The sequence below is a fragment of the Pantoea coffeiphila genome (genome assembly GCF_016909495.1).
GTDB classification, from domain to species: Bacteria; Pseudomonadota; Gammaproteobacteria; order Enterobacterales; family Enterobacteriaceae; genus Erwinia; species Erwinia coffeiphila.
The window spans coordinates 116,000-139,907 of sequence record NZ_JAFBFW010000005.1; the positions used below are offsets into that span (position 1 = coordinate 116,000).

The window sequence follows — 23,908 nt, forward strand, 5'->3', positions numbered from 1 at the left end:
CCGGTCGGTCAATGCGGGGCGGAAGCCTCCGCCCGCACCTTTAGCGACGAACGGCGATCGCTTCGATCTCAATCTTCACATCTTTCGGCAGACGAGCCACTTCCACGCAGGAACGCGCCGGGAAGCTGGCCTGATGCTCGGTAAAGAAGGCTTCGTATGCGGCATTCACCGTGGTGAAGTCGTTCAGATCTTTCACAAATACGGTGGTTTTCACAATATCACCGACTTTCAGACCGGCCGCTTCCACGATGGCCCGTACGTTTTCCAGCGACTGACGCGCCTGCGCGGTAATATCATCGGGCACGCTGCCGGTTTTTGGATCTACCGGGATCTGGCCAGAAGTGATAATCATGCTGCCGAGATCGACGCCCTGAACATAGGGACCAATCGCTGCCGGGGCGTTTTCAGTACTGATTTCGCGAGACATAGTTTCTCCTGAATGTGTCTGAGGTTTGCGGGGCGACTTAGCGCGCCCCAGCGATATTTACCATATCGGCTCAAGCCTGCAAACAGGAATCAGTCGTTCGCCATAACCACATGGTGGGCAAACTCTTTCTCACAGTATTTGCACTTGAGGTAGAGACTGGCGTTGCGTGCTTTCACCGCGAAGCTGGAATACACCGGCTCGTTGCGGCTGATGCAGTTGCTGTTCGGGCAGGTCAGCACGCGCTCAATGCGTTCCGGTAGCGTCGGGGAGCTTTTCGCCACCACGTCATAATCATCAATGCGGTTAACCGTGGCGTGCGGCGCGTAGAGCGCCAGCTGGTTGATCTGATCGTCAGTGAGGAATGTATTCTCGATCTTGATGATATCCTTGCGCCCCATCTCGCCGGACGGCAGGTTCAGGCCGATGGTGATGCGCTGATCGGTTTCGGTCAGGCGGAAAAGGGAAAGCAGCTTAAAGCCTACCTGCGCCGGGATATGGTCAATCACGGTGCCGCATTTAATCGCTTCTACCTGTAATTTATTATCGTGCGTCATCATGCTTCTCCTGATTAGCCAGTTCGCTGTTGAGTACCAGCGCCAGCAGCGCCTGGCGTGCGTAGATACCGTTGCCTGCCTGCTGGAAGTACCAGGCATAAGGCGTGCTGTCGACGTCGGTATCGATCTCATCGATGCGAGGCAGCGGGTGCAGCACCTTCATATTGTCGCGGGCGTGGGCCAGGTCACTGGCGCGCAGAATAAACTGGGCCTTGACGTTCGCGTATTCCGACGGGTCCAGGCGCTCTTTCTGCACTCGGGTCATATACAGAATATCCACCTGCGGCACCACCTCTTCAATATTATCGTGGCGGGTCCAGACAATACCTTTTTCATCCAGCATATCGGTAATGTAGGTCGGCATGGCCAGCGCATCCGGCGCGATAAAGTAGAAGCGGTTGCCTTCGAACTTGGCCAGCGCCTGAGTCAGCGAGTGAACGGTGCGGCCATATTTCAGATCGCCGACCATCGCCACGTGCAGGTTGTTCAGACGGCCCTGCGTTTCCTGCAGGGTAAACAAATCCAGCAGGGTCTGCGTCGGATGCTGGTTCGCGCCGTCACCGGCGTTCAGGATCGGGATACCGCCGGAAAACTCGGTCGCCAGGCGTGCAGCGCCTTCCTGCGGATGGCGCATCACAATCGCATCGACGTAGGTGCCAATCACCGAAATGGTATCCGCCAGCGTTTCGCCCTTTTTACCCAGCGAGGTGTTGCTGCCGTCGGCAAAGCCCACTACGGAGGCACCGAGGCGGTGGATCGCCGTTTCAAACGACAGGCGGGTACGGGTCGATGCTTCGAAGAAGCAGCTGGCAATCACTTTATGTTTCAGCAGTTCCGGCTGAGGATTCGCCTTCAGGCTGGCGGCGGTGCGCAGCACCAGTTCCAGCTCTTCACGGTTGAGATCGTTAATCGAAATAATATGTTTGTGATATAGCGGATTGGCAATAGTCGCCATGTTCACTCTCCTCTACGCGTGCCGGTACTGAAAAAAGGACAAAAAAAAGCCCCTCAATGAGGGGCTTTCTTCTGATGATCGGTCTTGCAGCGGAAGGAAAAACGGCACTGCCCGCCTGTGTACAGACGTGGGTGAACGGTGATGTTGATAGCGTTCTGTGGCATGGTTCCTCCCGGCAAACGGGGGGCATTATACGCATTCGAAACGGCACGGCAAGTGAAAATCGCGCGCCGGGTAATCGTTTGCCTCCCGCCGGATTACTACAGTTTTGCCAGCGTCGCCACCATCACCGCTTTGATGGTATGCAGACGGTTTTCCGCCTGATCGAACACTACGCTGTGCGCAGATTCAAACACCTCATCGGTGACTTCCATACCGCCGTGCAGATCGTACTGTTGTGCCATCTGCTGGCCCAGCGTGGTTTGATCGTCGTGGAAAGCGGGCAGGCAGTGCAGGAACTTCACCTGCGGATTACCGGTCAATTCCAGCATCGCCGTATTGACCTGATAGCTACGCAGCAGCGCAATACGTTCGGCCCAGACTTCTTTCGGCTCGCCCATAGAAACCCAGACGTCGGTATAGATAAAGTCAGCGCCTTTTACACCCGCCGCAATGTCTTCGGTCAGGGTAATTTTGCCACCGGTCTTCTCAGCCGCTGTGCGACACTCTTGCACCAGCTTTTCATCCGGCCAGCAGCCTTTCGGCGCGACCAGGCGCAGATCCAGACCCACCAGCGCCGCCGCTTCCAGCATGGAGTTACCCATATTGTTACGTGCGTCGCCAACGTAGGCGAAGGTCATCTGGCTGAAGGCTTTCTCCGGCAGATGTTCCTGCATGGTCAGCAGATCGGCCAGTAGCTGGGTCGGGTGGAACTCATTGGTCAGACCGTTCCATACCGGCACCCCGGCATGTTCAGCCAGCGATTCCACCAGCGCCTGGCCGTGGCCGCGATACTGAATACCGTCATACATCCGTCCCAGCACGCGAGCCGTGTCCTTCATCGACTCTTTGTGGCCGATCTGGCTACCGCTTGGGCCAAGATAGGTGACGTTAGCGCCCTGGTCGTAAGCGGCAACTTCGAAAGAGCATCGGGTACGGGTCGAGTCTTTTTCGAAGATGAGCGCAATATTCTTGCCTTTCAGATGCTGAATTTCTTCACCGTTTTTCTTATCGGTCTTAAGCGTTGAGGCCAGAGCGAGTAAGCCGTTGATTTCGGCGGGGGTAAAATCCAGCAGCCTGAGGAAATGACGTTGGTACAGATGACTCATAAAGCACTCCAGGTAATCTTTAATGAATTTAAATTCAATCTAACCGTATTAATATTCACTTTCAACCCCGGCGTGCAGAAACTTTTGTATAAAGGTAGTGGCGCAGAGGGCGCTGTGGGAAAATAATCAAACAAGACCCATAAATTAAGGAACGGATCATGGCTAATGAAGCATTTTTGGCTGAGCAGCGTGAAGAGACGCGGTTAATTATCGAAGAGCTGCTGGAAGACGGTAGCGATCCTGATGCGCTGTATACGATTGAGCATCATTTTTCCTGCGACAGCTTTGACGCGCTGGAGAAGGCGGCGGTAGAAGCGTTCAAACTGGGTTATGAAGTCACCGAGCCGGAAGAGCTGGAACTGGAAGACGGCACCACCGTAATGTGCTGCGATATCCTGAGCGAAGGCGCGCTGAACGCGGATCTGATCGACAAGCAGGTTGAACAGCTGGTGGATCTGGTGGCGAAATTCAACGTTGATTACGATGGCTGGGGCACCTACTTCGAAGATCCTGATGCTCAGGACGAAGATGAAGACGGTGAAGATGAGGCAGACGACGAGGAAGACAACGGCGTACGTCACTAATCCCGCATAGTGCACGCCGCAGGCTCTCTGCGGCGTGCTGATTCTTTCCTCTCTGGTCCGAATGATGAATATCGAACATCTCCTTGCTCCCATTCACGGCTTCCTGCTTTGCCGCACACCGCAGGCGTGGATCGACGAAGCGCGTAAACCGCAAAATCTGGCCCTGCTGCTGACCGATCACCTGGTCTGTGAGCTAAAAGCGGCACAAACCGCCATGTGGCTGATCCGTAAGTACGTGGCCGATAAAGCCAGCGGCGATGCGCTGCTGGCGTGGCTGAAGCCGTGGGAAAACTTCGTCCACAATTCGCACAGCGACCTGACGTTTCTTGAACAGCACCGGGCGCTGTCTAAAACCATTATTACCCGCGAAGAAGCGCCCTACGGCGACGAGCTGGTTGATAAGATGGTGCTGCTGATCAAAGAAGAGCTGCATCATTTTTATCAGGTGTTGGAGATTATGCAGGCGCGGAATATTCCCTATGCGAAAATTACCGCCAGCCGCTATGCCAAAGGGCTGCTGCGAGAAGTTGCCACCTATGAGCCGCAGACGCTGGTGGATAAGCTGATTTGCAGCGCCTATATCGAAGCGCGTTCCTGCGAGCGTTTTGCCAGCCTGGCACCGTATCTTGATGACGAGCTGTCGGCTTTCTACGTCTCGCTGCTGCGTTCGGAAGCGCGACACTATCAGGATTATCTGGCGCTGGCGACGCTGATTTCCGGGCAGGATATCAGCGCACGGGTACGGAAGTTTGGTGAAACCGAGGCCCGCTTAATCAGTGAGCCGGATAGCGAACTGCGTTTCCATAGCGGGATGCCGGATTTTTGATGGCATGTCGGGGATCGGTTCTGGTACTGCCTGTTAGCTTGTTAGTGTGGGAGTACGGAGAGCGGCCTCTGCGGCTGCCGGACGGTCCTCGCGCCGCTTCGCGGTGCCTTCGGCTTCGGCTGCGGGCCTTTCGGATCGGCGCAGAGCGGGCGTCCTGCCCGCGCTGCGCCTGAGCCCAGCATCCCTGCTGGTCTCTCCGGTCCCACAGCCTGCTCCTCAGCGCTGCGGATTGTCCGTCAGCCGCAGAGGCCGCTCTCCCTTCACATAAGTTGCACGTTTTCCAGCTAACACAGGCTTTCATTGAAGGCTGGCGGTTGCTGATTTGTCCGTCTTTGCGTTGTCGATTATCTGGCAGTGGCCGCTATGCCTTCGCCTCAGGTACTCGTTTTTCCAGTAACGCAGACTTTATTTGCTGAGGGATTGTTGGTAGGTATGTCCACTTTTCCAGGTAACACAGACTTTATTTGCTGATGGGCTGTTGGTTGGTGTGTCAGTTTTTTCATGCAACACAGACGTTATCAGCGGACTGGCGGTGGCTTCGGTCGGTGCATCCGCAGCGCTGAACGGAGAGAGGAAGCCAGGATTCGCCCACACGGACGTGGGCGGAAGGCACGGTCTGGGCAGGAAGCCCAGTCTGTGGCGGTCCGACAGGCTAACGAACGAAGAGAAGGGACCGCAACGCGGCGCGAGGACCCGCCCGCCCGAAGCCACCGCCAGTCAGCGAGAGCACTAAAGTTCAGGCGACTCAGGTAAAATTAAAGCGCCTTCAGCATCGTGACTTCACAATCCACATGCCCGGTATAGCCCATCGGGCCATCGATATGCTGAAAACCAAGATGCTCATACAGGCGAATCGCGCGCGTCAGTGACGCGGTAGTTTCCAGATAGCAACGTTTAAACCCACGCTCACGACCAAACTCCAGCGCCTGCAATGCCAGATTTCGTGCCACGCCAAGACCGCGAGCCTCCGGCAGGAAATACATCTTCTGCAATTCACAAACATCCACATCACCGCCCTGTAACGGAGCCAAACCGCCACCGCCAACCACCTTACCTTCCACTTCTACCACCCAGTAGGCGCTGTTCGTTTCGCTGTACAGCTCATACAAACGATCGAGGTTCGGGTCGGAAACCGTATAGCCTTTATCCGCCGTTAAACCAAATTCAGCAGAAACCGTGCGGATCACCGCGGCAATATGGGGATTATCAGCAAGTGTAATCGGGCGTACTTGCACAGTCAGGGTAGATTGAATCGCGGTTGTCATAAATCAGGCTCGTAGCAGTTCGGCGGCAGGTAAGTGTAATAACATTGCTGAGGCGATGATGCAATGCGCGGATGAGTGATCTCCCGGCAGTACCAGGGTTAATCTTAATGATAACTATTCCATTGTTTGGCCATCGGCACCATGATTAAATAGCAGGCAGTTATACCGCTTTCATATTCTGAACTATTATTTAGCTCTCTTATTTTCAGGAAGAAAATCTAATGGAAAACAATACCTCGCATTCTCAGCGCCACCCGGTGCTGTTTCACGGCCGTGCAGGCGAATATTTCTCAATCTGGTTAGTCAATGCATTACTGACCATGGTGACGTTAGGAATATATTCTGCCTGGGCCACCGTACGCCGCCGCCGCTATTTCTATGGTAATACTGAAATTGCCGGCGATCGTTTTGATTATCACGCACGGCCAATCAATCTGCTTATTGGCCGCGTTATTGTTTTTATTGGTCTGCTGCTGTTCTTTATTATTTCCTCTATCTCCCCGACTCTGACTCTGTTCGCCATGCTGGCCTTCTTTGCGCTGATACCGTGGATCGTCATCCGCAGCTGGCGCTACAACGCGCTGATGAGCAGCTTCCGCGGCGTACGCTTTAACTACCACTGCCGCATTGGCCGTGCGTACTGGACGATGTACCTGGCACCGGTGCTGATGATTCTGGCGCTGTTACTGGTGGTCGGCATGATCGGCGCGGCAGGTGCGACCAGCGGTAATATCAGCACCACAATGACCGTCGGGGTGATTTGCTTCGTACTGTATCTGGTGGGACTGGCGGCAATACAGGGGACTGTTGCTGCGCTGAATCACGATCTGTATATCAATAATATGGCATTTGGTCAGCTGTCGTTTAAAGCCGAGCTGAGCAAAAAGACATTTATTAAAATGGTATTGATCAGCTTCCTGATTATGCTGCCGTTCCTGATTATCGGTGGCCTGTTGATTGGTTCTCTGTTTGCCTCGATCATCTATGCTTCGGCAATGGGCGTCAGCGATCCGGAAATGCTGGGTAATATGATGGCCGGCAACGTGCTGAATATTTTCCTGACCTTCCTGGTCATTCTGTTCGGTGGCTTAGTCTCCTCCGCTTATTTAGTGGTGGCTCAACGCAATTATGTTTTCGGCCAGACCCGGCTGGGCGATAAGCTGCGCCTGAAATCAACGCTGTCGACGGGCGCTTTCCTGGCTCTGACGCTGACTAACACGCTGATCGTGATCTTCACCCTCGGACTGGGTGCCCCGATTGCCGAAATCCGACTGGCGCGCTATCTGGCTAACAGTACCGAGCTGGAGGGCGATATTTCGCTGGATGAAGTGATGGCCCACCACGACTCGGCCCGAACAGCGGTGGCGGAAGAGGTGGTTTCTGCTTTCGATCTGAATGCGGGAATCTGATTTTGCAGCTTAACGGCTACTATCAATCTCCCGGACGGGCAGCTCGCGAGGCTGCCCGTCTCACGTTGCATGAGCGGCACCTGGTACTGGACCGCAACGGGCAGCAGCAGATTACGTTACTCAATGCGATTACGGTATCTGATGCGCTGGGTAGCATCCCCCTGACGCTGAGCTTTGCCGACGGCGGGCGCTTTGTGCCGGAGGACGATGCCGCATTCCGTCAGTGGTGGCAGCAGCGCCATCGTCCTGGCCTGGTCCATCGTCTGGAGCGGCACAAGCGCGGCGTCGGGCTGACCCTGCTGGCGACGCTGGCCGCTATCGCTCTGTATGTCTGGGTCATCCTGCCTGCTGCCAGTACCGCGCTGGCTTCAAATATGCCGGCTTACGTTGAGCGGCAGGTGGGGCAGCAAACCCTGACGCTGTTGCAGAGCAGCGGATTTAGCGACGGCAAACTGACGCCGGAGCAGCAACAGCGTATGGAACGCCTGTTCAGCCGTGTTATTCCCGGTGAGATGAAGCAGGATGCGGTGCCGCTGCGGTTGAAGGTTATGCATTTCGACGGTGGCGCGAACGCCTTTATGCTGGCGGACGGTACGCTGGTGGTCAGTGACGATCTGGTGCGCATGGCGAAAAGCGACGATGCGCTGGCGGCAGTGATGCTGCATGAGATTGGCCATCATCATTACCGCCATCCGATGCGGATGCTGGTGCGTTCGTCGCTGATTTCGCTGAGCTATATGTGGCTGACCGGGGACGTCAGCGGCATTGGTGATACGCTGTTACAGTCGGCGGCGTTTGTGCATCAGATGCAGTTTTCGCGCAGCATGGAGCGGGAAGCGGATGCATATGCGATTGCGCAGATGAAGGCGCAGGGGCGTTCACTGGCTGCGATGGCGGAGATTTATAGCCAGCTTCAGCAGTCGGGCGAGAAGGAGAGTCGCGGGCTGAGTTTACCGGAATGGATGAGTACCCATCCGGATATGCCGGAGCGGATTAAGGTGATTCGGGCGGCGGAATAGGGCAAAAAAAACCGCCATCAAAAGACGGCGGTTTTTCATCATCAGACTCGCTGAGAAAACTTACAGTGCGGCAATCACGCCCTGCTGCTCGATCAGCTTGATCTTAGCCTGCTCGAAGTCAGCCAGACGCTCGCGCTCCTTGGCGACAACCGCTTCCGGCGCACGGGCAACAAAACCTTCGTTACCCAGCTTGGCGGTAATCTTCTCCATCTCAACGTCAATCTTGCCCACTTCCTTCGCCAGACGCTCCAGCTCGGCGTTTTTATCCACCAGCTCGGCCATCGGGATCAGCAGCTCGGCACCGTCAACCAGCTTGGTCACCGACACCGGACCTTTATCACCGGCGGCCAGCAGCTCCAGCTTATCCAGACGCGCCAGCGTCTTCAGGAAGTTGTGGTTTTCATTGACGCGGCGAGCCGCATCATCGCTGGCGCCGCGCAGCAGCACATCCAGCGGCTTGGCCGGAGAGATGTTCATCTCGTTGCGAATATTACGCACCGCGACAATCGCCTGCTTCAGCCACTCGGTATCCGCCATCGCCACCTCATCCACGCGAGCCGCGTCAAACTCCGGCATCGGCTGCAGCATAATGGTGTCGTCACTGATGTTCTTCAGCACTTTCACACGCTGCCAGATGGTTTCGGTAATGAATGGAATAATCGGATGCGCCAGGCGCAGCAGGGCTTCCAGCACCGTCACCAGCGTATTACGCGTGCCGCGCAGCTGGGCTTCAGTACCGCCGTTCATCACCGGCTTAGCCAGCTCCAGATACCAGTCGCAGAACTGGTTCCAGGTGAACTCGTACAGAATACCGGCAGCGATATCAAAGCGATAGCTGTCCAGCGCGTCACGGTAGGCTTTCACCGTCTGGTTAAACTCAGCCAGTATCCAGCGATCCGCCAGTGACAGCTCCAGTTCGCCACCGTTGAAGCCACAGTCGTGCTCTTCTGTGTTCATCAGTACAAAGCGGCTGGCGTTCCACAGCTTGTTACAGAAGTTGCGGTAGCCTTCCAGGCGCTTCATATCCCAGTTGATGTCGCGACCGGTCGAGGCCAGCGCCGCCAGGGTAAAGCGCAGGGCATCGGTACCGTGCGGCTCAATACCGTTCGGGAACTGCTTCTCGGTGCGCTTGCGAATTTTCTCCGCCAGCTGCGGCTGCATCATATTGCCGGTACGTTTTTCCAGCAGATCTTCCAGCGAAATACCGTCAACCATATCCAGCGGATCGATAACGTTACCCTTCGACTTGGACATCTTCTGCCCTTCGTCGTCGCGGATCAGGCCGGTCATATACACGGTTTTGAACGGAACCTGCGGCTTGCCGTCTTCGTCTTTGATGAAGTGCATGGTCAGCATGATCATGCGCGCAATCCAGAAGAAGATAATGTCGAAGCCGCTGACCAGCACGCTGGTCGGGTGGAAGGTGCGCAGCGCTTCGGTATTCTCCGGCCAGCCAAGGGTAGAGAAGGTCCACAGACCGGAAGAGAACCAGGTATCCAGTACGTCTTCGTCCTGGGTCAGCACCACGTCGTCGGCGATGTTGTTTTCCGCACGCGCTTCCGCTTCGTTACGTGCCACATAGACGTTGCCTTCAGCATCGTACCAGGCCGGAATGCGGTGACCCCACCACAGCTGACGGGAGATGCACCAGTCCTGGATATCACGCATCCACGAGAAGTACATGTTTTCATACTGCTTAGGTACGAACTGGATATCGCCGTTTTCTACCGCTTCTACCGCGACTTTCGCCAGCGGTGCGGTACGCACGTACCACTGGTCGGTCAGCATTGGCTCGATGACCACGCCGCCGCGATCGCCGTAAGGTACGGTCAGATCGTGAGGTTTGATTTCATCCAGCAGGCCCAGCTCGTCCATGGCGGCCACAATGGCTTTACGCGCGGCAAAGCGCTCCAGCTTCTGGAACGCCAGCGGGATCTCGGTACCGTGGTCGTCGCACTCTTCGCCGTTGGTATCAAACACCTGAGCGGATTCGCGGATATCACCGTCGAAGGTCAGGATGTTGATCATCGGCAACTTGTGGCGGCGGCCCACTTCGTAGTCGTTAAAGTCGTGCGCCGGGGTGATCTTCACGCAGCCGGTGCCTTTTTCCATATCGGCGTGTTCATCGCCAACGATTGGAATACGGCGGTTAACCAGCGGCAGCACCAGGAACTTGCCGATCAGATCTTTATAGCGCGGATCTTCCGGGTTCACGGCCACGCCGGTATCACCGAGTACAGTTTCCGGGCGGGTCGTCGCAACGACCAGATAATCTTTACCGTCGGCGGTTTTCACGCCGTCGGCCAGCGGGTAGCGCAGGTGCCACATTGATCCTTTGGATTCGCGGTTCTCCACTTCCAGATCGGAAATGGCGGTGCGCAGTTTAGGATCCCAGTTGACCAGGCGTTTGCCGCGGTAGATCAGGTTTTCTTTATGCAGGCGAACGAATACTTCTTTCACCGCGTTGGACAGGCCTTCATCCATGGTGAAGCGCTCACGCTCCCAGTCAACCGAGTTGCCGAGGCGGCGCATCTGGCGGGTGATGGTGCCGCCGGATTCTTCTTTCCACTGCCAGATTTTTTCGATAAACGCGTCGCGGCCGTAGTCCTGACGGGTTTTACCTTCTTCGGCAGCGATTTTGCGCTCAACTACCATCTGAGTAGCGATACCGGCATGGTCGGTCCCCGCCTGCCACAGGGTGTTTTTCCCCTGCATACGCTGGTAGCGGATCATGGTGTCCATAATGGTCTGCTGGAAGGCGTGACCCATATGCAAGCTACCGGTGACGTTCGGCGGCGGGATCATGATGCAGAAGCTTTCCTGGCTGGTATCGCCATTTGGTTTGAAGTAGCCCTGCTTTTCCCAGTGCTCGTAAAGCGGCTGCTCGATATCTTGCGGGTTATATGTCTTTTCCATGTTCTGCTATGTCGTTGGTGGCAAGGGCGGCGTTGCCGTATTCAAGTGGAATCCAACGCTGCGATACACTTTGTAGCGATCGCGCGCCAGCTGTTTCAAAGATTCTTCATAGGGTACGAAGTCTATCACTTCATAGAAAGCGGTGGCAAAATCTGCAAACTGCGGCAGCAGGCTGATCAACAGATCGCGCGGTGCATTGCCCCGGCGCTGCGGCCAGGCCAGCTCGACCGGCGCGCCATATTTCGGGCCTTCACCGGCCAGATTATGCGGCACAAAGGCGCTGGCGGGGCGCTGCCACAGGGCCTCGTCCAGCCGGATAGCCTGCGCTTCGTCTTCACAGGCTATCAGCACGCGTTTGCCGTCACGCCAGCGGGCCTCGGCCAGATCGCAGACCAGCGCTTCCTGCGCGCTCAGCCCGCCGACCGGCGTATCGGTTTCCAGCAGATAGAACGTTGCGTTTTTCATGCATCAGGCCTGGTTGGAGAAAAAACAGCAACGGCGGATTGGAGTCCGCCATTGCAGGGTTATGTCATCAGCCGCGGGCGGAGTGTGTCTCCGCCCCGGCGGGAAGCCGTGTCGCTTCCCGCTCGATGCTGTTAATCGTCGCCGTTCAGACCGGCGCGGTTAAGCAGGAACTGAGACAGCAGCGCGACTGGGCGACCGGTTGCGCCTTTCGCCTTACCGGAGCGCCATGCGGTTCCGGCAACGTCGAGGTGCGCCCAGTTGTACTTACGGGCAAAGCGCGCCAGGAAGCAGGCGGCGGTAATCGCTCCGCCAGGACGGCCACCAATGTTTGCCATGTCGGCAAAGTTGGAGTCCAGCTGCTCCTGATACTCGTCGGCCATCGGCAGGCGCCACGCGCGGTCACCGGCCTGTTCAGACGCGCTGATCAGCTCGTGCGCCAGCGGATTGTGGTTCGACAGCAGGCCGCTGATATGGTGGCCCAGAGCAATGACGCAGGCCCCGGTCAGCGTCGCCACGTCGATCACCACTTCCGGCTCGAAGCGCTCAACGTAGGTCAGCGCGTCGCACAGCACCAGGCGGCCTTCGGCATCGGTATTCAGCACTTCAACCGTCTGGCCGGACATGGTGGTCAGCACGTCGCCCGGACGATAGGCGCGGCCACCGGGCATGTTTTCACAGCCCGCCAGCACGCCCACCACGTTCAGCGGCAGATTCAGCTCGGCAACCATGCGCATCACGCCGTACACCGACGCCGCGCCGCACATATCGTACTTCATTTCGTCCATCGCTTCGCCCGGCTTCAGCGAGATGCCGCCGGTATCGAAGGTAACGCCTTTACCGACCAGCACGATCGGGCGCGCTTCCGCATCCGGGTTGCCTTTGTACTCGATAACCGACATCAGCGATTCATTCTGCGACCCGGCACCGACGGCGAGATAGGCATTCATCCCCAGCTCTTTCATCTGCTGTTCGCCGATGACGCGGGTGGTGATGTTTTTGCTGTAGGCATCCGCCAGCTGACGCGCCTGCGAGGCGAGGTAAGCCGCGTTACAGATATTCGGTGGCATATTGCCGAGGTCTTTCGCCGCCTTCACGCCGGCAGCAACCGCCAGACCGTGCTGGATTGCGCGCTCGCCGCTGGTCAGCTCGCGGCGGGTTGGCACATTGAACACCAGCTTGCGCAGCGGGCGACGTGGCTCAACCTTATTGCTTTTCAGCTGATCGAAGCTGTAGAGCGTCTCTTTCGAGGTTTCAACTGCCTGGCGCACTTTCCAGTAGGTGTTGCGCCCTTTAACGTGCAGCTCGGTGAGGAAGCATACGGCTTCCATCGAACCGGTGTCGTTCAGGGTGTTGATGGTTTTCTGAATGACCTGCTTGTACTGGCGCTCGTCGAGCTCCCGCTCTTTGCCGCAGCCAATCAGCAAAATACGCTCAGAGAGAATGTTTGGCACATGGTGCAGCAGCAACGTCTGCCCCACTTTCCCTTCCAGTTCACCACGGCGCAGCAGGGCGCTGATGTAGCCATCGCTGATTTTATCCAGCTGTTCAGCAATCGGTGACAGCCGGCGCGGTTCAAATACGCCCACCACAATACAGGCACTGCGCTGTTTTTCCGGGCTACCGCTTTTTACACTGAACTCCATGCACTCTCCTGAATCTTAAAGACAACGGCGCTTGCTGCGGCTAGTATATGTCGCTTGCGTAACGAAATGTGCCGTTGCGTAAACGTCGTTTAGTCACGAACGTCAGATTGAGTTTCGGTGATAATTTTTTGTTTTTTCATCACCAGAACGCGATTTATTGCCATACTATTTTAGCTATGACATGGCCATTGATGAGAAAAAATGGCGTATAAGCGATGAAACTAGCGATTTTCCTGCAAAAAGACAAGTTTTCACAGGCGTATTCAGCGTGATCATCATTAGATATCTGGTTCGGGAAATGCTCAAAAGCCAGCTGGCTATCCTGTTCATCCTGCTGCTGATCTTCTTTTGCCAGAAGTTAGTCAGGATTTTAGGAGCCGCGGTTGATGGCGAAATCCCAACAAATTTAGTACTGACATTATTGGGCCTTGGCGTGCCGGAAATGGCACAACTTATCCTGCCACTGAGCCTGTTTTTAGCCATTTTGATGACGCTTGGCCGGTTATACACCGAGAGTGAAATCACCGTGATGCACGCCTGCGGTTTGGGCAAAAATGTGCTGGTTAAAGCGGCGATGGTGCTGATGCTGTTTACTGCGCTACTGGCGGCGGTCAACGTCGGCTGGCTTGGCCCCTGGTCATCGCGCCATCAGAGCGAAGTGATGCAGAACGCCAAGGCCAACCCCGGTGCGGCAGCGCTGGCGGCGGGGCAGTTCCAGCAGTCCTCGGACGGCCAGTCGGTGCTGTTTATTGAAAACGTGAAAGGCAACAGCTTTGACAGCGTTTTCCTTGCGCAGCTGCGGCCGAAAGGCAATGCCCGCCCGTCGGTGGTGGTGGCCGATCACGGTCATATGAATCAGCGCGCGGACGGCTCCCAGGTGGTGACGCTGGACAACGGTACCCGCTTTGAGGGCACCGCCATGCTGCGTGATTTCCGCATTACCGATTTCAAAAACTATCAGGCCATCGTCGGCCATCAGACGGTCACGCTGGACCCGAACGATTCGGAACAGGCGTCGCTGTTAGCCCTGTGGCAGTCGGATAAAGCCGATTTCCGCAGCGAGCTGCACTGGCGCCTGACGCTGATCTTCTCGGTGCTGGTGATGGCGCTGATGGTGGTGCCGCTCAGCGTGGTCAACCCGCGTCAGGGGCGCGTGCTGTCGATGCTGCCCGCCATGCTGCTGTATCTGGTGTTCTTCCTGCTGCAAAGTTCCCTGCGCTCCAGCGGTAGCAAAGGCCGCATCGATCCGGCTGTCTGGATGTGGGCGGTCAACCTTGGCTATCTGGGCCTGGCGGTATTGCTGAATATGTGGGATACGGTGCCGATGCGTCGTCTGCGCGCGCGGTTTAACAAGAGAGGCACAGTCTGATGTTTGGCGTTCTTGACCGCTATATCGGTAAAACGATATTCAACACCATCATGGCGACGCTGTTTATGCTGGTGTCGCTCTCCGGCATCATCAAATTTGTCGATCAGCTGCGCAAAACCGGGCAGGGCGAATACACCGCCGCCGGGGCCTGGCTGTATACCATGCTCAGCGTGCCGAAAGATATCGAGATCTTCTTCCCGATGGCGGCGCTGCTTGGCGCGCTGCTGGGCCTGGGTACGCTGGCCCAGCGCAGCGAGCTGGTGGTGATGCAGGCATCCGGCTTTACCCGCCTGCAAATTGCCGCTTCGGTGATGAAAACGGCGATTCCGCTGGTGCTGCTGACTATGGCCATCGGTGAATTTGTTGCGCCTCAGGGCGAGCAGATGGCGCGTAACTACCGCGCTCAGCAGCTGGTGGGCGGCTCGCTGCTCTCCACGCAGGGCGGGCTGTGGGCGAAAGACGGCGATAACTTTATTTTTATCGAGCGCATTCGCGATGATAACCAGCTGGCCGGGATCAGTATTTACAGCTTTAACCACGATCGCCGCCTGCAGTCGGTGCGCTATGCGGCTTCGGCGAAATACAACGCCGAGAAAAAGGTGTGGGAACTGGCGCAGGTTGATCAGTCTGACCTGACCGATCCTGAACAGGTGAAGGGCAGCCAGACGCTGAGCGGCGAGTGGAAAACCTCGCTGACGCCGGACAAGCTGGGCGTGGTGGCGCTGGACCCGGAAGCGCTGTCGATTCGCGGCCTGTATAACTACACCAAATACCTTGAGCAGAGCGGGCAGACGCCCGGCCGCTATCAGCTGAATATGTGGAGCAAAATCTTCCAGCCGCTGTCGGTGGCGGTGATGATGCTGATGGCGCTGTCGTTTATCTTCGGCCCGCTGCGCAGCGTGTCGATGGGCTTCCGCGTGGTGGTGGGGATCAGCTTTGGCTTCCTGTTCTACGTGCTGGACCAGATTTTTGGTCCGTTAAGCCTGGTTTACCATATTCCGCCGCTGCTGGGCGCGCTGCTGCCAAGTGCCGCGTTCTTTGCGGTCAGCGTGTTCCTGCTGCTGAAGCGGCGATAGTGCTGGCGTAGATATTGCGTGACAAAGAAGGGCCGGTATTTCCGGCCCTTCTCGTTTCTCGTTTACTGACTGCTCCAGCTCCAGTTCCAGTTCCAGTTCCAGTTCCAGCTCCAGTTCCAGCTTCCGGTCTCAGCCCCCGCTATTTCTGCCGCAGCTGCTGATTAATCGCGGCGATCATCCGCTCCAGATTCTGCATCGCGCGCACGCCGTCCTCAATGGTTGGTGCCTGGCTGCTTTCGCCCTTCATCCCGCGGAACACATCGCGCAGCAGCGCGTGGTAGCCCTTATGATCCTCATTGGCGGCGGCGGTAAAGTTTGGCGTCCAGCACAGGGTGTCGCTGGCGTTATCCAGCCGCGCCAGCTCATCCTCGGCCTTAAACGGCGGGTCGCGGTGCCATGCCACGTTAATCACGTTATCCACCTCAATCCTCTGGTGGTTGCCCATTACGGTGATGTTTTCCATCGGCGTACCGCGCGACTGCACGGTGCCCATCACCAGCGTGCCGATCGCGCCGTTGGCAAACGCCATATTCAGATGCGCCAGCAGGTGGCCGGGGCGATGCTCCAGCGCTCTGGCCTGCAAATCAACGATTTCCGCGCCGACCAGCCACGGCATCAGATCCATATAATGCACGCAGTGATGCAGGTAGAAACTGGTGTAGTCCACCGCACCGGTAAAGTAGCCCGGCGCGGTCATATAGTTACCCTGGAAGCCGAGCACGTCGCCGAAGTCGCCGCTGCGCAGCACGTTCCCGGCGATTTTGTTACCGGTGGAATAGCGCTTCATAAAGCCGACGTAAGCCGCCACGCCGGTACTGCGGGAGGCAGCGGCAATCGCCTGCGCGCCCTCGGCGCTGCCGCCCGGCGGCTTCTCAATAAACACCGGCAGCCCGCGCTTCAGTGCGGCAATGGCAAACTCCTCGTGCTGCTGCGGACCCACCGCCATGCCGATAGCATCCAGCCCCGGGTGCGCCAGCAGCTGTTGAAAATCGCTGTAAACCGCCGAGACGCCGTAGTGCCGGGCCACGTCCTGCGCGGCCTGTTGATTCAGGTCGCAGACCGCGCCCAGAGTCACGTTGTTCGGTGCCAGCTGCGGCAGCAGCATCTGCGTTGCGTGTCGGCCGCAGCCGACCCAGCCAATGGTTAAACTCATCCGGCCACTCCTGCAAAGGTTAAAGAGGATTTCACCAGCGCCAGCCCGGCGCGTAATTTTTCTGATTCATCTTCATGCGGCGCACGCCAGTGGGCGATCGGCAGACCGACCCGCCAGTCGTCGCGGCGGAACGGCTCCAGCGACACCGGACCGCGATAGTCAACGTCGTGCAGAGCGCGCATCACCTCGGCCCAGTTGACGTGGCCGGTACCGGGGAAGCCGCGATGATTTTCATTGGCCTGGAAGTGGACGATGCGCGAACCGGCGGCGCGGATCGCCCCCGGCAGGCTGCTCTCTTCCATATTCATATGGAAGGTATCCAGCAGCAGCCCCAGCGCCGGATGGTCAACGGCGTCCACCACCTCAATCCCCTGCGCCACGGAGCAGATGATATCGGTTTCAAAACGGTTCAGCGGCTCCAGCGCCAGCGCGACGCCGCCGTCGGCGGCCTGCGGGGCCACCTGGCGCAGGGCGCTGACGGTGGCTTCAAGGCGGCGGGCAATCTGTGCATCATCCGCCGGGGTGGGCGCACGCCCTGCGAACACCAGCGGTTCACCGTACAGCGGGCCTCCTACGATAGTGGCCCCCAGCTGCGCGGCGCTGTCGATGCAGTAGCGCAGGTAGTCGATACCGCCCTGGCGCGCGGCGGCGTTTTCACTGGCGATGCTGCGCTGCATATTGACCCTGGCCGCCAGCACCACGCCCAGCCCGCTGTCGGCCAGCGCCTGGCGCACTTCGTGCAGATTAAGCTGGTCTTCCGGCTCGGGAACCAGCAGCTCGATAAAATCGAAGCCCAGCTCGCGGATATGGCTGAACAGCGACAGATCCTTGCTTAAAAACGGACGAACAAACTGCATTGAAATAATGCCAACCGGGTTATTCATTACATCCTCCTGCGCCGTCAGCCTTTGACTGCGCCTTGTGTCATGCCACTGATTAAACGTTTTTGTACGATAAGGAACAGCACGGTGGCGGGCAGGGCACCGATAATGCCGCCTGCGCTGAGCAGTCCCCATTCGATCTGGTATTCGCCGATCAGCTTTTGAATGGCGACGGTAATGGTTTTGACGTTGCGCCCGCCGAGGGTCAGGGCATAGAGATACTCGTTCCAGGCGGTGATAAAGATGTAGATACCGGTGGCGACCACCCCCGGCGTGCAGAGCGGCAGCACTACCTTCCACATCGCCTGCAGGCGGCTACAGCCGTCGGTCATCGCCGCTTCATCCACCGATTTCGGAATGCCGTTGATGTAGCTGGTCATCATCCAGATGGAGAACGGAATGGCGACGGTGGAGTTGGCGATAATCAGCCCCAGATGCGAATCCAGCAGGCCGATCTGCTTCATCAGCACAAACAGCGGCAGGATCAGCAGCACTACCGGGAACATATTGATCACCAGGAACTGCATCAGCAGCACCCGCTTGCCGCGAAAGTTAAAGCGCGAGAAGGCATACGCCGCCGGGATACTCAGCAGCAGGCCGAGCACCACGGTGCCGCCCGCCACGATGGCGCTGTGCATCATGTTTTCCAGAAAACCGACGCGGGCAAACAGGTTGGTGAAGTTCTCGAACGTCGGATGGCTGATGCCCGGCCCGGTGGTAAACAGCCGCTCTTTTGGCGTAATGGCGGTGAAAAACATCCAGATATAGGGGCCGAGCGTGAAGGCGAGGATCGCCAGCATCGGCAGATGTATCGTCAGCAGACGCCTGGGCAGAGATTTGTTAATGACCATTATGCAACCCTCCGCATGGTACGGCGCAGGTAGATCACCACCAGAACCAGCAGCATCAGGGTGAAGCTGACCGCCAGCGCCGAGCCGTAGCCGAAGTCCAGATTGGTGCGCGCTTTGATAAACGAATAGAGCGGCAGGGTATAGGTGGAATAGCCGGGGCCGCCGCCGGTCATCACGAAGATCACATCGATCGAGTTAGCCACCCAGATAATGCGCAGCAGCACGGCGGTCAGCAGCACGCCGGAGATCCCCGGCAGGGTGATGTGCCAGAACTGCTTCCAGCGTCCGGCCCCGTCCAGCGAAGCGGCTTCATAATAGCTCTGCGGGATCGACTGCAGCGCGGCCAGTATCATCACCGTAAAGAACGGGAAGCCCTGCCAGGTCAGCGTCAGGATCACCGCATACAGCGCGGTATCCGGGTTCGACAGCCAGCCGATCGACGTGGTGATCAGCTTCATGCGCAGCAGGAAGTCGTTCAGCACGCCGTAGTTCGGATCGTAGATCCACGCCCACATCAGCGCGATCACCACGCTGGGCAGCGCCCACGGAATGATGATCAGCGCGCGGGCCAGCGGCCGCCAGAAAAACTGCTGGTTAAGCAGCAGCGCGGTAACCAGCCCCAGCAGCAGCTGGGCGGGAATGGTCACGCCGATCCAGATTGCCGTGTGTTTCAGCGAGGTCCAGAACACCTCGTCGGCAAACATTTTGTACCAGTTATTCAGGCCGCTGAAGGTAAAGGCCTTTGGCTTCCACAGCACGTAATCATGAAAGCTCATCCACGCGGCCTGCACCATCGGCAGGAAGACAATCGCCAGTGTCACCAGCACAGCGGGAGAGAGCAGCGCATAGGGCAGCACACGCCTGGCCAGCCCGTTACGGCGCAGCCGGGGCGGGGCGAGAGAATTTTCCATCACCATAATCACACCTCAAAGTGGCAGTTCGGCCCTTGTTACTGCGGGCTGAACAGGGATTCGATTTTGCGGTTCATCTGCTCAACGGTGATCTGCCCCAGCATCGCCTGCTGCATATTGACCGGCCAGACGGTGTTGATGAAGTCAGAGAGCTGCGGCGTATTCGGGTAGTCTTGGGCGTCCGGCAGCGAGTTGACGGTGGCGTCGATAAAGCGCTGCGGATGGGTTTTCCACGTTTTGGTGTCGCTTTTAGTCACCGGCAGCTGCCCGGTGGCGCGGTTAAACTGCGCGTTGTTTTCGTGGCTGGAGAGGAAGGCGATCCACTTCCACGTCGCCTCTTTGTCGGCGGCGGTAGCGAAGATGGCGTTAGATTCCACGGCAATCGGTGCCCAGCGTTTTTCATTACACGCAGGCAGCGGTACGGCCGAAACCTTATCGCCCAGCACCGCCACCAGATCGTTGGCCGAACCGATATGGTGGATGGTCATCGCGGTTTTGCCCGCTTTAAACGCGCCGATAATGTCCTTAAAGCCGTCGGTGGTGGCGGAAGGCGGGAACTCACCGGCCTTGTAGGCATCGACAATGCGCTGACTGGCCTGCAACACGGCCGGTTTGGTCAGCCCGCCCTTGCTGAATTCGCCACCGGCCGGCATCACCAGCGGGGCCCACATATCCTGGCCGCCGACGCCGCCGCGGAATCCAAAGCCGTAAATATCGGTTTTGCCGTCGCCGTTGGTATCCTGAGTGAGTTTCTTAATATCGGCATAAAACTCATCGCAGGTTTTTGGCGGCGTCAGTCCGGCCTTCTCGAAATAGTCGGTGCGGTAATAGAGGTAGGAGACGATATATTGCACCGGCAGGTAATACTGTTTATCCATACCGCCGCGGGCGATATCCACCGTATTTTCCAGCAGGTCGCCTTTGCCGGACCATTGATTGATGTAGTCATCCAGCGGCTCCAGGGCTTCCATCTCGTGCAGGCGCGGCAGGGCGAAGCTTTTCACCATCGCGGCATCCGGCGCGTTGCCGCCCACCAGCGAGGTATAAAGATTATCGTAATAGCTGTTCCACGGAATATTCTCCGCGTCGATCTTAATTCCCGGGTTGGCTTTTTCGAATTTGCTAATTAAATCCGACATGGTGTTGTCGGCATTATCCAGGTGATACCAGTAGTGGACGGTGGCGGCCTGGCTGGCGGTAGCCGACAGGCAAAGGGAGGCCGCTAACGTCAGCGATGACATTACTCGTTTCATTTCTTGTGCTCCTGATTATTTTATAAGTTTGCAGGATAGCTGTAGGGTTCAGTCGCGATTTATCGCGTCAGGTGATGCCAGGCATGGGCCGCCTCCTTGTGTGCCGTCACTGCCGCAGGCAGGCGCAGGGTCATCTGCATAAAACCGTGGACCACGCCGGGGACGATGCTCAGGCGATCGTCGCGGCCCAGCGCGTGCAGGCGGGCGGCGAACAGCTCGCTGTCGCTGCACAGCGGATCGATTTCTGCCGCATTCAGCCACAGCGGCGGCAGCGCCTTCAGCGCCGCATCGCTGGCGTGCAGCGGGGCAGTCAGCGGCTGCTGGCGCGCTTCCGCATCCGGCTGATACCAGTGCCAGTAGCGCTGCATTTTTTCCCGGGTCAGACCGGGGCCGCTGGCGAACTGCTGGTAAGAGGCGGTGGTAAAATCCGCGCCGTACACGCCGTAAAACAGCAGGCCGCAGCAGGGGCGAACGGCGTCTTCCGGCAGAGAGAGCATCAGCGCCACGGCCAGATTGGCCCCGGCGCTGTCTCCGGCCAGCCCCAGGCGCTGGCGGTCCAGATGCGGGAACAGCGCGCCGCTGCTGAGCTGCTGCCACAGGCGCTGCGTGTCCTCCAGCCCGGCGGGATAGGGATGTTCCGGGGCCAGGCGATAATCAAACAGCAGCACCGGCACACCGCTTTCGGCGGCCAGTACCCGCGCGCTGCGCTGGTGGCTGGCGGCGCTGCAAAACGCCCAGCCGCCGCCGTGAACGTAGACGATCGCGCCCGGCCCGGCGTTTTCCGGGGTGTACAGCGTTCCGGTTATCGTCGGCTGCCCGGCTTCCTTGAGTGTAAACGGCGTCACCTGCGCCATCGGCGGCAGCTGCTGATTCCAGCGCTGGTTGCCGCGCTCCGCCTGCGCCCGTCCCTCGGCGGGGGAGAGCGTGGTCGGGTCCGGCAGCCCGGCATCTTCCTGCTGGAGTTCACGCAGCAGCGCGGCCATTTCCGCCGAAGGCACTCCGTTCAGGCTCACAGCATTTTCCCCGCGTCCGGCTGGGTCAGGTCCGGCCCGAAATCAACGGCGGTGCGGATATGGTGCGACAGGCAGGCGACCAGCGCCGCGCTGTCTCCGCCGTCGATAGCCTCGATCAGCAGGTGGTGGCGTTCGGCGCTGTCCAGCAGCCGCGAGGTGTCGCCGCCGCCGCAGTGCAGAATTTTGTACCGGTGGTTGTGCACCAGGCAGCGCTTGAGGATCGGCTCCACGTTGGGCAGCTGCGCGCAACTGTAAAGCCGCAGGTGGAACGCGCGGTCGTAGCAGGAGAGCAGGTACTCATCCCCGGCGCGGGCGGCGGCGATCATCGCCTCGATATCCTTCAGCAGCAGGGTGCGCAGCTGGGCGCGGGCGTCCGCCGTCCGTTCCAGCACGCGCGATACGGCGCGGCACTCAATATCGTGGCGGATATGGATCATTTCTATCGCTTCCTGTTCGGTGCAGGGCGAGATTTGGGTTCCCCGGTGCGGCTGACGATGAACCAGACCTTCCTGCTGGAGCGCCAGCAGCGCCTCGCGCACCGTGCTCTGGCTGTAGCCAAAGCGCTGCGCCAGATCCAGCTCCAGTACCACCGACATCGGCGGCAGGATGCCGAGCACGATCTGCTGCTGCAACAGCTCGAACAGCGCGCTGCTGCGGCGGCCGATATCGCTGATTTTTCCAGGAAGTGTGCTCAGGTTAAAAGTTTCAATCGCCATTTTTTATTAACACTTGTTTAACGTTATCGATAACGATATTTATACTTACGAACAAAAAACATGCAATGTACGGTTCTGAAAATGTGATCGACCCGGAAAAATAAAAATCGGGAGATGACTTACCTAAACTCTGCATGGTCGTCTGGAAGTCTGCGGTATCCCGGCCATGACCTGGAACGATGAGGCAACAACCATGGCAGTGATTTCACTGGAAAAAATTACCAAGCGTTACGAGCATATTCAGGCCATCCACGGTATCGATCTGCATATCGAAGACGGTGAATTCGTCGCCTTTGTCGGCCCGTCCGGCTGCGGAAAAAGCACCCTGCTGCGCATGATCGCCGGGCTGGAGGAGATCTCCGGCGGCCTGCTGCGCATCGGCGATGAGGTGGTGAACCACCTGGAACCGAGCGAAAGGGAGATCGCCATGGTGTTCCAGGACTACGCGCTCTATCCGCATATGACTATCGCGGAGAACATCGCTTTCGGCCTGAAAATGAAAAATAACGATCGCGAAGATACCCGCCAGCGGGTGGAAGAGATCGCTAAAATGCTGCAGCTGAGCCATCTGCTGGCGCGTAAACCCGGCCAGCTCTCCGGCGGCCAGCGGCAGCGCGTGGCGATGGGCAGGGCGATTATCCGCCGCCCGCGCGCCTTCCTGTTCGATGAGCCGCTGTCCAACCTGGACGCCAAGCTGCGCGTGGATATGCGTATTCAGATCAAGCGGCTGCACGCGCTGCTGAAAACCACCACCATCTACGTGACCCACGATCAGGTGGAGGCGATGACGCTGGCGGACCGGGTGGTGATCCTGCGCGAGGGGCGCATCGAACAGGTGGGCACGCCGATGGAGGTGTATAACCACCCGGTGAACAAGTTTGTCGCCGAGTTTATCGGATCGCCGCAGATGAACATGCTGGAAGTGGAAGTGCAGCAGCTGACCGGCGGTCCGGTGCTGAAGTTTGGCCGCTGTGAGATCCCGCTGCGCTCGGTTGAGGCGGAGCACGGCACCCGGCTGCTGATGGGCATTCGCCCGGAACATCTGGAGCCGCCGCGCTTTGGCGTACGCAGCGAGCGCATTCCGCTACCGGCGCTGGCCGATGTGATTGAGCCGCTGGGTTCCGATACGCTGGCGCTGTGCCGGGTAGAGGAGCAGGAGCTGACCGCGCGCCTGACGCCGGGGCGCGTCAGCCAGCCGGGGGATTTTGTCGAGCTGTCCATCGACCCCGCGCAAATCCACCTGTTTGACGACAACGGGGCGCTGGTGCCGTTTACTCACCTGGACGGTGGGCTGCATACCCCGTTCCTCTACAGCGCGGAGTACAGCCAGCAGCAGATCGCCCGGCACAGCTGA

The 23,908-nt window shown here is 58.2% G+C and carries 22 protein-coding genes; 7 read left to right on the top strand and 15 right to left on the bottom strand.

Annotation, left to right across the window (positions count from 1 at the left end):
• Nucleotides 1-40: 40 nt before the first annotated feature.
• The 4 genes from ridA to argF form a co-directional block, all read right to left on the bottom strand.
• Nucleotides 41-427 carry a 2-iminobutanoate/2-iminopropanoate deaminase gene (gene ridA, locus JOE09_RS16910; protein WP_105592971.1) on the bottom strand — a complete coding sequence of 129 codons (387 nt, stop codon included), beginning with the start codon at nucleotides 425-427 and terminating at the stop codon, nucleotides 41-43.
• 89 nt (nucleotides 428-516) lie between these two features.
• A complete protein-coding gene (gene pyrI, locus JOE09_RS16915) occupies nucleotides 517-981 on the bottom strand; it encodes an aspartate carbamoyltransferase regulatory subunit (protein WP_105592972.1) in 465 nt (154 codons plus the stop codon).
• The gene (gene pyrB, locus JOE09_RS16920) at nucleotides 968-1,927 is read right to left on the bottom strand and encodes an aspartate carbamoyltransferase (protein WP_205066796.1); all 960 of its coding nucleotides are present in this window, start codon (nucleotides 1,925-1,927) and stop codon (nucleotides 968-970) included. The genes pyrI and pyrB overlap by 14 nt, the downstream gene beginning before the upstream one ends.
• 269 nt (nucleotides 1,928-2,196) lie before the next feature.
• Nucleotides 2,197-3,204, bottom strand: coding sequence for an ornithine carbamoyltransferase (gene argF / locus JOE09_RS16925; RefSeq protein ID WP_105592973.1), 1,008 nt, complete (start codon nucleotides 3,202-3,204; stop codon nucleotides 2,197-2,199).
• 158 nt (nucleotides 3,205-3,362) lie between these two features.
• On the opposite strand from argF, the gene rraB reads away from it, so the two are divergent.
• Both rraB and miaE read left to right on the top strand, forming a co-directional pair.
• Entirely contained in the window at nucleotides 3,363-3,788 is a 426-nt protein-coding gene (gene rraB, locus JOE09_RS16930; RefSeq protein WP_105592974.1) for a ribonuclease E inhibitor RraB, read from the top strand.
• Nucleotides 3,789-3,852: 64 nt separating this feature from the next.
• Nucleotides 3,853-4,614 carry a tRNA isopentenyl-2-thiomethyl-A-37 hydroxylase MiaE gene (gene miaE / locus JOE09_RS16935; protein ID WP_105593111.1) on the top strand — a complete coding sequence of 254 codons (762 nt, stop codon included), beginning with the start codon at nucleotides 3,853-3,855 and terminating at the stop codon, nucleotides 4,612-4,614.
• A 755-nt stretch (nucleotides 4,615-5,369) separates the two neighbouring features.
• On the opposite strand, the gene JOE09_RS16940 is transcribed toward miaE, so the two are convergent.
• Nucleotides 5,370-5,879 (bottom strand): GNAT family N-acetyltransferase, encoded by a 510-nt coding sequence (locus JOE09_RS16940; RefSeq protein ID WP_205066567.1) that lies wholly within the window; start codon nucleotides 5,877-5,879, stop codon nucleotides 5,370-5,372.
• Between the two features lie 221 nt (nucleotides 5,880-6,100).
• Between JOE09_RS16940 and JOE09_RS16945 the strand changes: the two genes are divergently transcribed.
• On the top strand, nucleotides 6,101-7,288 hold the full coding sequence (locus JOE09_RS16945; RefSeq protein ID WP_205066568.1) for a YjgN family protein: 1,188 nt from the start codon (nucleotides 6,101-6,103) through the stop codon (nucleotides 7,286-7,288).
• 2 nt (nucleotides 7,289-7,290) lie between these two features.
• Nucleotides 7,291-8,307, top strand: coding sequence for a M48 family metallopeptidase (locus tag JOE09_RS16950; protein WP_205066569.1), 1,017 nt, complete (start codon nucleotides 7,291-7,293; stop codon nucleotides 8,305-8,307).
• Nucleotides 8,308-8,367: 60 nt separating this feature from the next.
• On the opposite strand, the gene JOE09_RS16955 is transcribed toward JOE09_RS16950, so the two are convergent.
• From JOE09_RS16955 to pepA, 3 genes are all read right to left on the bottom strand, one after another.
• Nucleotides 8,368-11,223, bottom strand: coding sequence for a valine--tRNA ligase (locus JOE09_RS16955; protein ID WP_205066570.1), 2,856 nt, complete (start codon nucleotides 11,221-11,223; stop codon nucleotides 8,368-8,370).
• Nucleotides 11,224-11,229: 6 nt separating this feature from the next.
• Nucleotides 11,230-11,688 (bottom strand): DNA polymerase III subunit chi, encoded by a 459-nt coding sequence (locus JOE09_RS16960; protein WP_105592979.1) that lies wholly within the window; start codon nucleotides 11,686-11,688, stop codon nucleotides 11,230-11,232.
• Between the two features lie 131 nt (nucleotides 11,689-11,819).
• Complete coding sequence (gene pepA / locus JOE09_RS16965) at nucleotides 11,820-13,331, bottom strand: leucyl aminopeptidase (protein ID WP_105592980.1); 1,512 nt, start codon at nucleotides 13,329-13,331, stop codon at nucleotides 11,820-11,822.
• Nucleotides 13,332-13,599: 268 nt separating this feature from the next.
• On the opposite strand from pepA, the gene lptF reads away from it, so the two are divergent.
• On the top strand, nucleotides 13,600-14,700 hold the full coding sequence (lptF, locus tag JOE09_RS16970) for an LPS export ABC transporter permease LptF (RefSeq protein ID WP_205066571.1): 1,101 nt from the start codon (nucleotides 13,600-13,602) through the stop codon (nucleotides 14,698-14,700).
• Nucleotides 14,700-15,776: an LPS export ABC transporter permease LptG gene (lptG, locus tag JOE09_RS16975; RefSeq protein WP_205066572.1), complete on the top strand. Its 1,077-nt coding sequence runs from the start codon at nucleotides 14,700-14,702 to the stop codon at nucleotides 15,774-15,776. Before lptF ends, lptG begins: the two co-directional genes overlap by 1 nt.
• A gap of 139 nt (nucleotides 15,777-15,915) precedes the next feature.
• On the opposite strand, the gene JOE09_RS16980 is transcribed toward lptG, so the two are convergent.
• From JOE09_RS16980 to JOE09_RS17010, 7 genes are read right to left on the bottom strand one after another with little or no spacing between them, the layout of a single operon-like run.
• Nucleotides 15,916-16,929 (bottom strand): Gfo/Idh/MocA family protein, encoded by a 1,014-nt coding sequence (locus JOE09_RS16980; RefSeq protein WP_205066573.1) that lies wholly within the window; start codon nucleotides 16,927-16,929, stop codon nucleotides 15,916-15,918.
• Nucleotides 16,926-17,813, bottom strand: coding sequence for a sugar phosphate isomerase/epimerase family protein (locus tag JOE09_RS16985; RefSeq protein WP_205066574.1), 888 nt, complete (start codon nucleotides 17,811-17,813; stop codon nucleotides 16,926-16,928). Before JOE09_RS16985 ends, JOE09_RS16980 begins: the two co-directional genes overlap by 4 nt.
• A gap of 17 nt (nucleotides 17,814-17,830) precedes the next feature.
• Entirely contained in the window at nucleotides 17,831-18,661 is an 831-nt protein-coding gene (locus JOE09_RS16990; protein ID WP_200546583.1) for a carbohydrate ABC transporter permease, read from the bottom strand.
• The gene (locus JOE09_RS16995; protein WP_205066575.1) at nucleotides 18,661-19,578 is read right to left on the bottom strand and encodes a carbohydrate ABC transporter permease; all 918 of its coding nucleotides are present in this window, start codon (nucleotides 19,576-19,578) and stop codon (nucleotides 18,661-18,663) included. The genes JOE09_RS16990 and JOE09_RS16995 overlap by 1 nt, the downstream gene beginning before the upstream one ends.
• Nucleotides 19,579-19,610: 32 nt before the next feature.
• Nucleotides 19,611-20,825, bottom strand: coding sequence for an ABC transporter substrate-binding protein (locus tag JOE09_RS17000; protein ID WP_205066576.1), 1,215 nt, complete (start codon nucleotides 20,823-20,825; stop codon nucleotides 19,611-19,613).
• 59 nt (nucleotides 20,826-20,884) lie between these two features.
• Nucleotides 20,885-21,838: an alpha/beta hydrolase fold domain-containing protein gene (locus JOE09_RS17005; RefSeq protein WP_205066577.1), complete on the bottom strand. Its 954-nt coding sequence runs from the start codon at nucleotides 21,836-21,838 to the stop codon at nucleotides 20,885-20,887.
• Nucleotides 21,835-22,554, bottom strand: coding sequence for a GntR family transcriptional regulator (locus tag JOE09_RS17010; protein ID WP_205066578.1), 720 nt, complete (start codon nucleotides 22,552-22,554; stop codon nucleotides 21,835-21,837). Before JOE09_RS17010 ends, JOE09_RS17005 begins: the two co-directional genes overlap by 4 nt.
• Before the next feature lie 193 nt (nucleotides 22,555-22,747).
• Between JOE09_RS17010 and JOE09_RS17015 the strand changes: the two genes are divergently transcribed.
• The gene (locus JOE09_RS17015) at nucleotides 22,748-23,908 is read left to right on the top strand and encodes an ABC transporter ATP-binding protein (RefSeq protein ID WP_105593113.1); all 1,161 of its coding nucleotides are present in this window, start codon (nucleotides 22,748-22,750) and stop codon (nucleotides 23,906-23,908) included.

What these genes read in the sequence shown, in the direction of transcription:
- JOE09_RS16955 (WP_205066570.1), bottom strand. Translation starts at nt 11,223, where the DNA reads ATGGAAAAGACATATAACCCGCAAGATATCGAGCAGCCGCTTTACGAG.
- JOE09_RS16990 (WP_200546583.1), bottom strand. Translation starts at nt 18,661, where the DNA reads ATGGTCATTAACAAATCTCTGCCCAGGCGTCTGCTGACGATACATCTG.
- miaE (WP_105593111.1), top strand. Translation starts at nt 3,853, where the DNA reads ATGAATATCGAACATCTCCTTGCTCCCATTCACGGCTTCCTGCTTTGC.
- JOE09_RS16940 (WP_205066567.1), bottom strand. Translation starts at nt 5,879, where the DNA reads ATGACAACCGCGATTCAATCTACCCTGACTGTGCAAGTACGCCCGATT.
- JOE09_RS16995 (WP_205066575.1), bottom strand. Translation starts at nt 19,578, where the DNA reads ATGGTGATGGAAAATTCTCTCGCCCCGCCCCGGCTGCGCCGTAACGGG.
- pyrI (WP_105592972.1), bottom strand. Translation starts at nt 981, where the DNA reads ATGACGCACGATAATAAATTACAGGTAGAAGCGATTAAATGCGGCACC.
- JOE09_RS16945 (WP_205066568.1), top strand. Translation starts at nt 6,101, where the DNA reads ATGGAAAACAATACCTCGCATTCTCAGCGCCACCCGGTGCTGTTTCAC.
- JOE09_RS16985 (WP_205066574.1), bottom strand. Translation starts at nt 17,813, where the DNA reads ATGAATAACCCGGTTGGCATTATTTCAATGCAGTTTGTTCGTCCGTTT.
- argF (WP_105592973.1), bottom strand. Translation starts at nt 3,204, where the DNA reads ATGAGTCATCTGTACCAACGTCATTTCCTCAGGCTGCTGGATTTTACC.
- pepA (WP_105592980.1), bottom strand. Translation starts at nt 13,331, where the DNA reads ATGGAGTTCAGTGTAAAAAGCGGTAGCCCGGAAAAACAGCGCAGTGCC.
- ridA (WP_105592971.1), bottom strand. Translation starts at nt 427, where the DNA reads ATGTCTCGCGAAATCAGTACTGAAAACGCCCCGGCAGCGATTGGTCCC.
- JOE09_RS17010 (WP_205066578.1), bottom strand. Translation starts at nt 22,554, where the DNA reads ATGGCGATTGAAACTTTTAACCTGAGCACACTTCCTGGAAAAATCAGC.
- JOE09_RS16960 (WP_105592979.1), bottom strand. Translation starts at nt 11,688, where the DNA reads ATGAAAAACGCAACGTTCTATCTGCTGGAAACCGATACGCCGGTCGGC.
- lptG (WP_205066572.1), top strand. Translation starts at nt 14,700, where the DNA reads ATGTTTGGCGTTCTTGACCGCTATATCGGTAAAACGATATTCAACACC.
- rraB (WP_105592974.1), top strand. Translation starts at nt 3,363, where the DNA reads ATGGCTAATGAAGCATTTTTGGCTGAGCAGCGTGAAGAGACGCGGTTA.
- JOE09_RS17000 (WP_205066576.1), bottom strand. Translation starts at nt 20,825, where the DNA reads ATGAAACGAGTAATGTCATCGCTGACGTTAGCGGCCTCCCTTTGCCTG.
- JOE09_RS17015 (WP_105593113.1), top strand. Translation starts at nt 22,748, where the DNA reads ATGGCAGTGATTTCACTGGAAAAAATTACCAAGCGTTACGAGCATATT.
- JOE09_RS16980 (WP_205066573.1), bottom strand. Translation starts at nt 16,929, where the DNA reads ATGAGTTTAACCATTGGCTGGGTCGGCTGCGGCCGACACGCAACGCAG.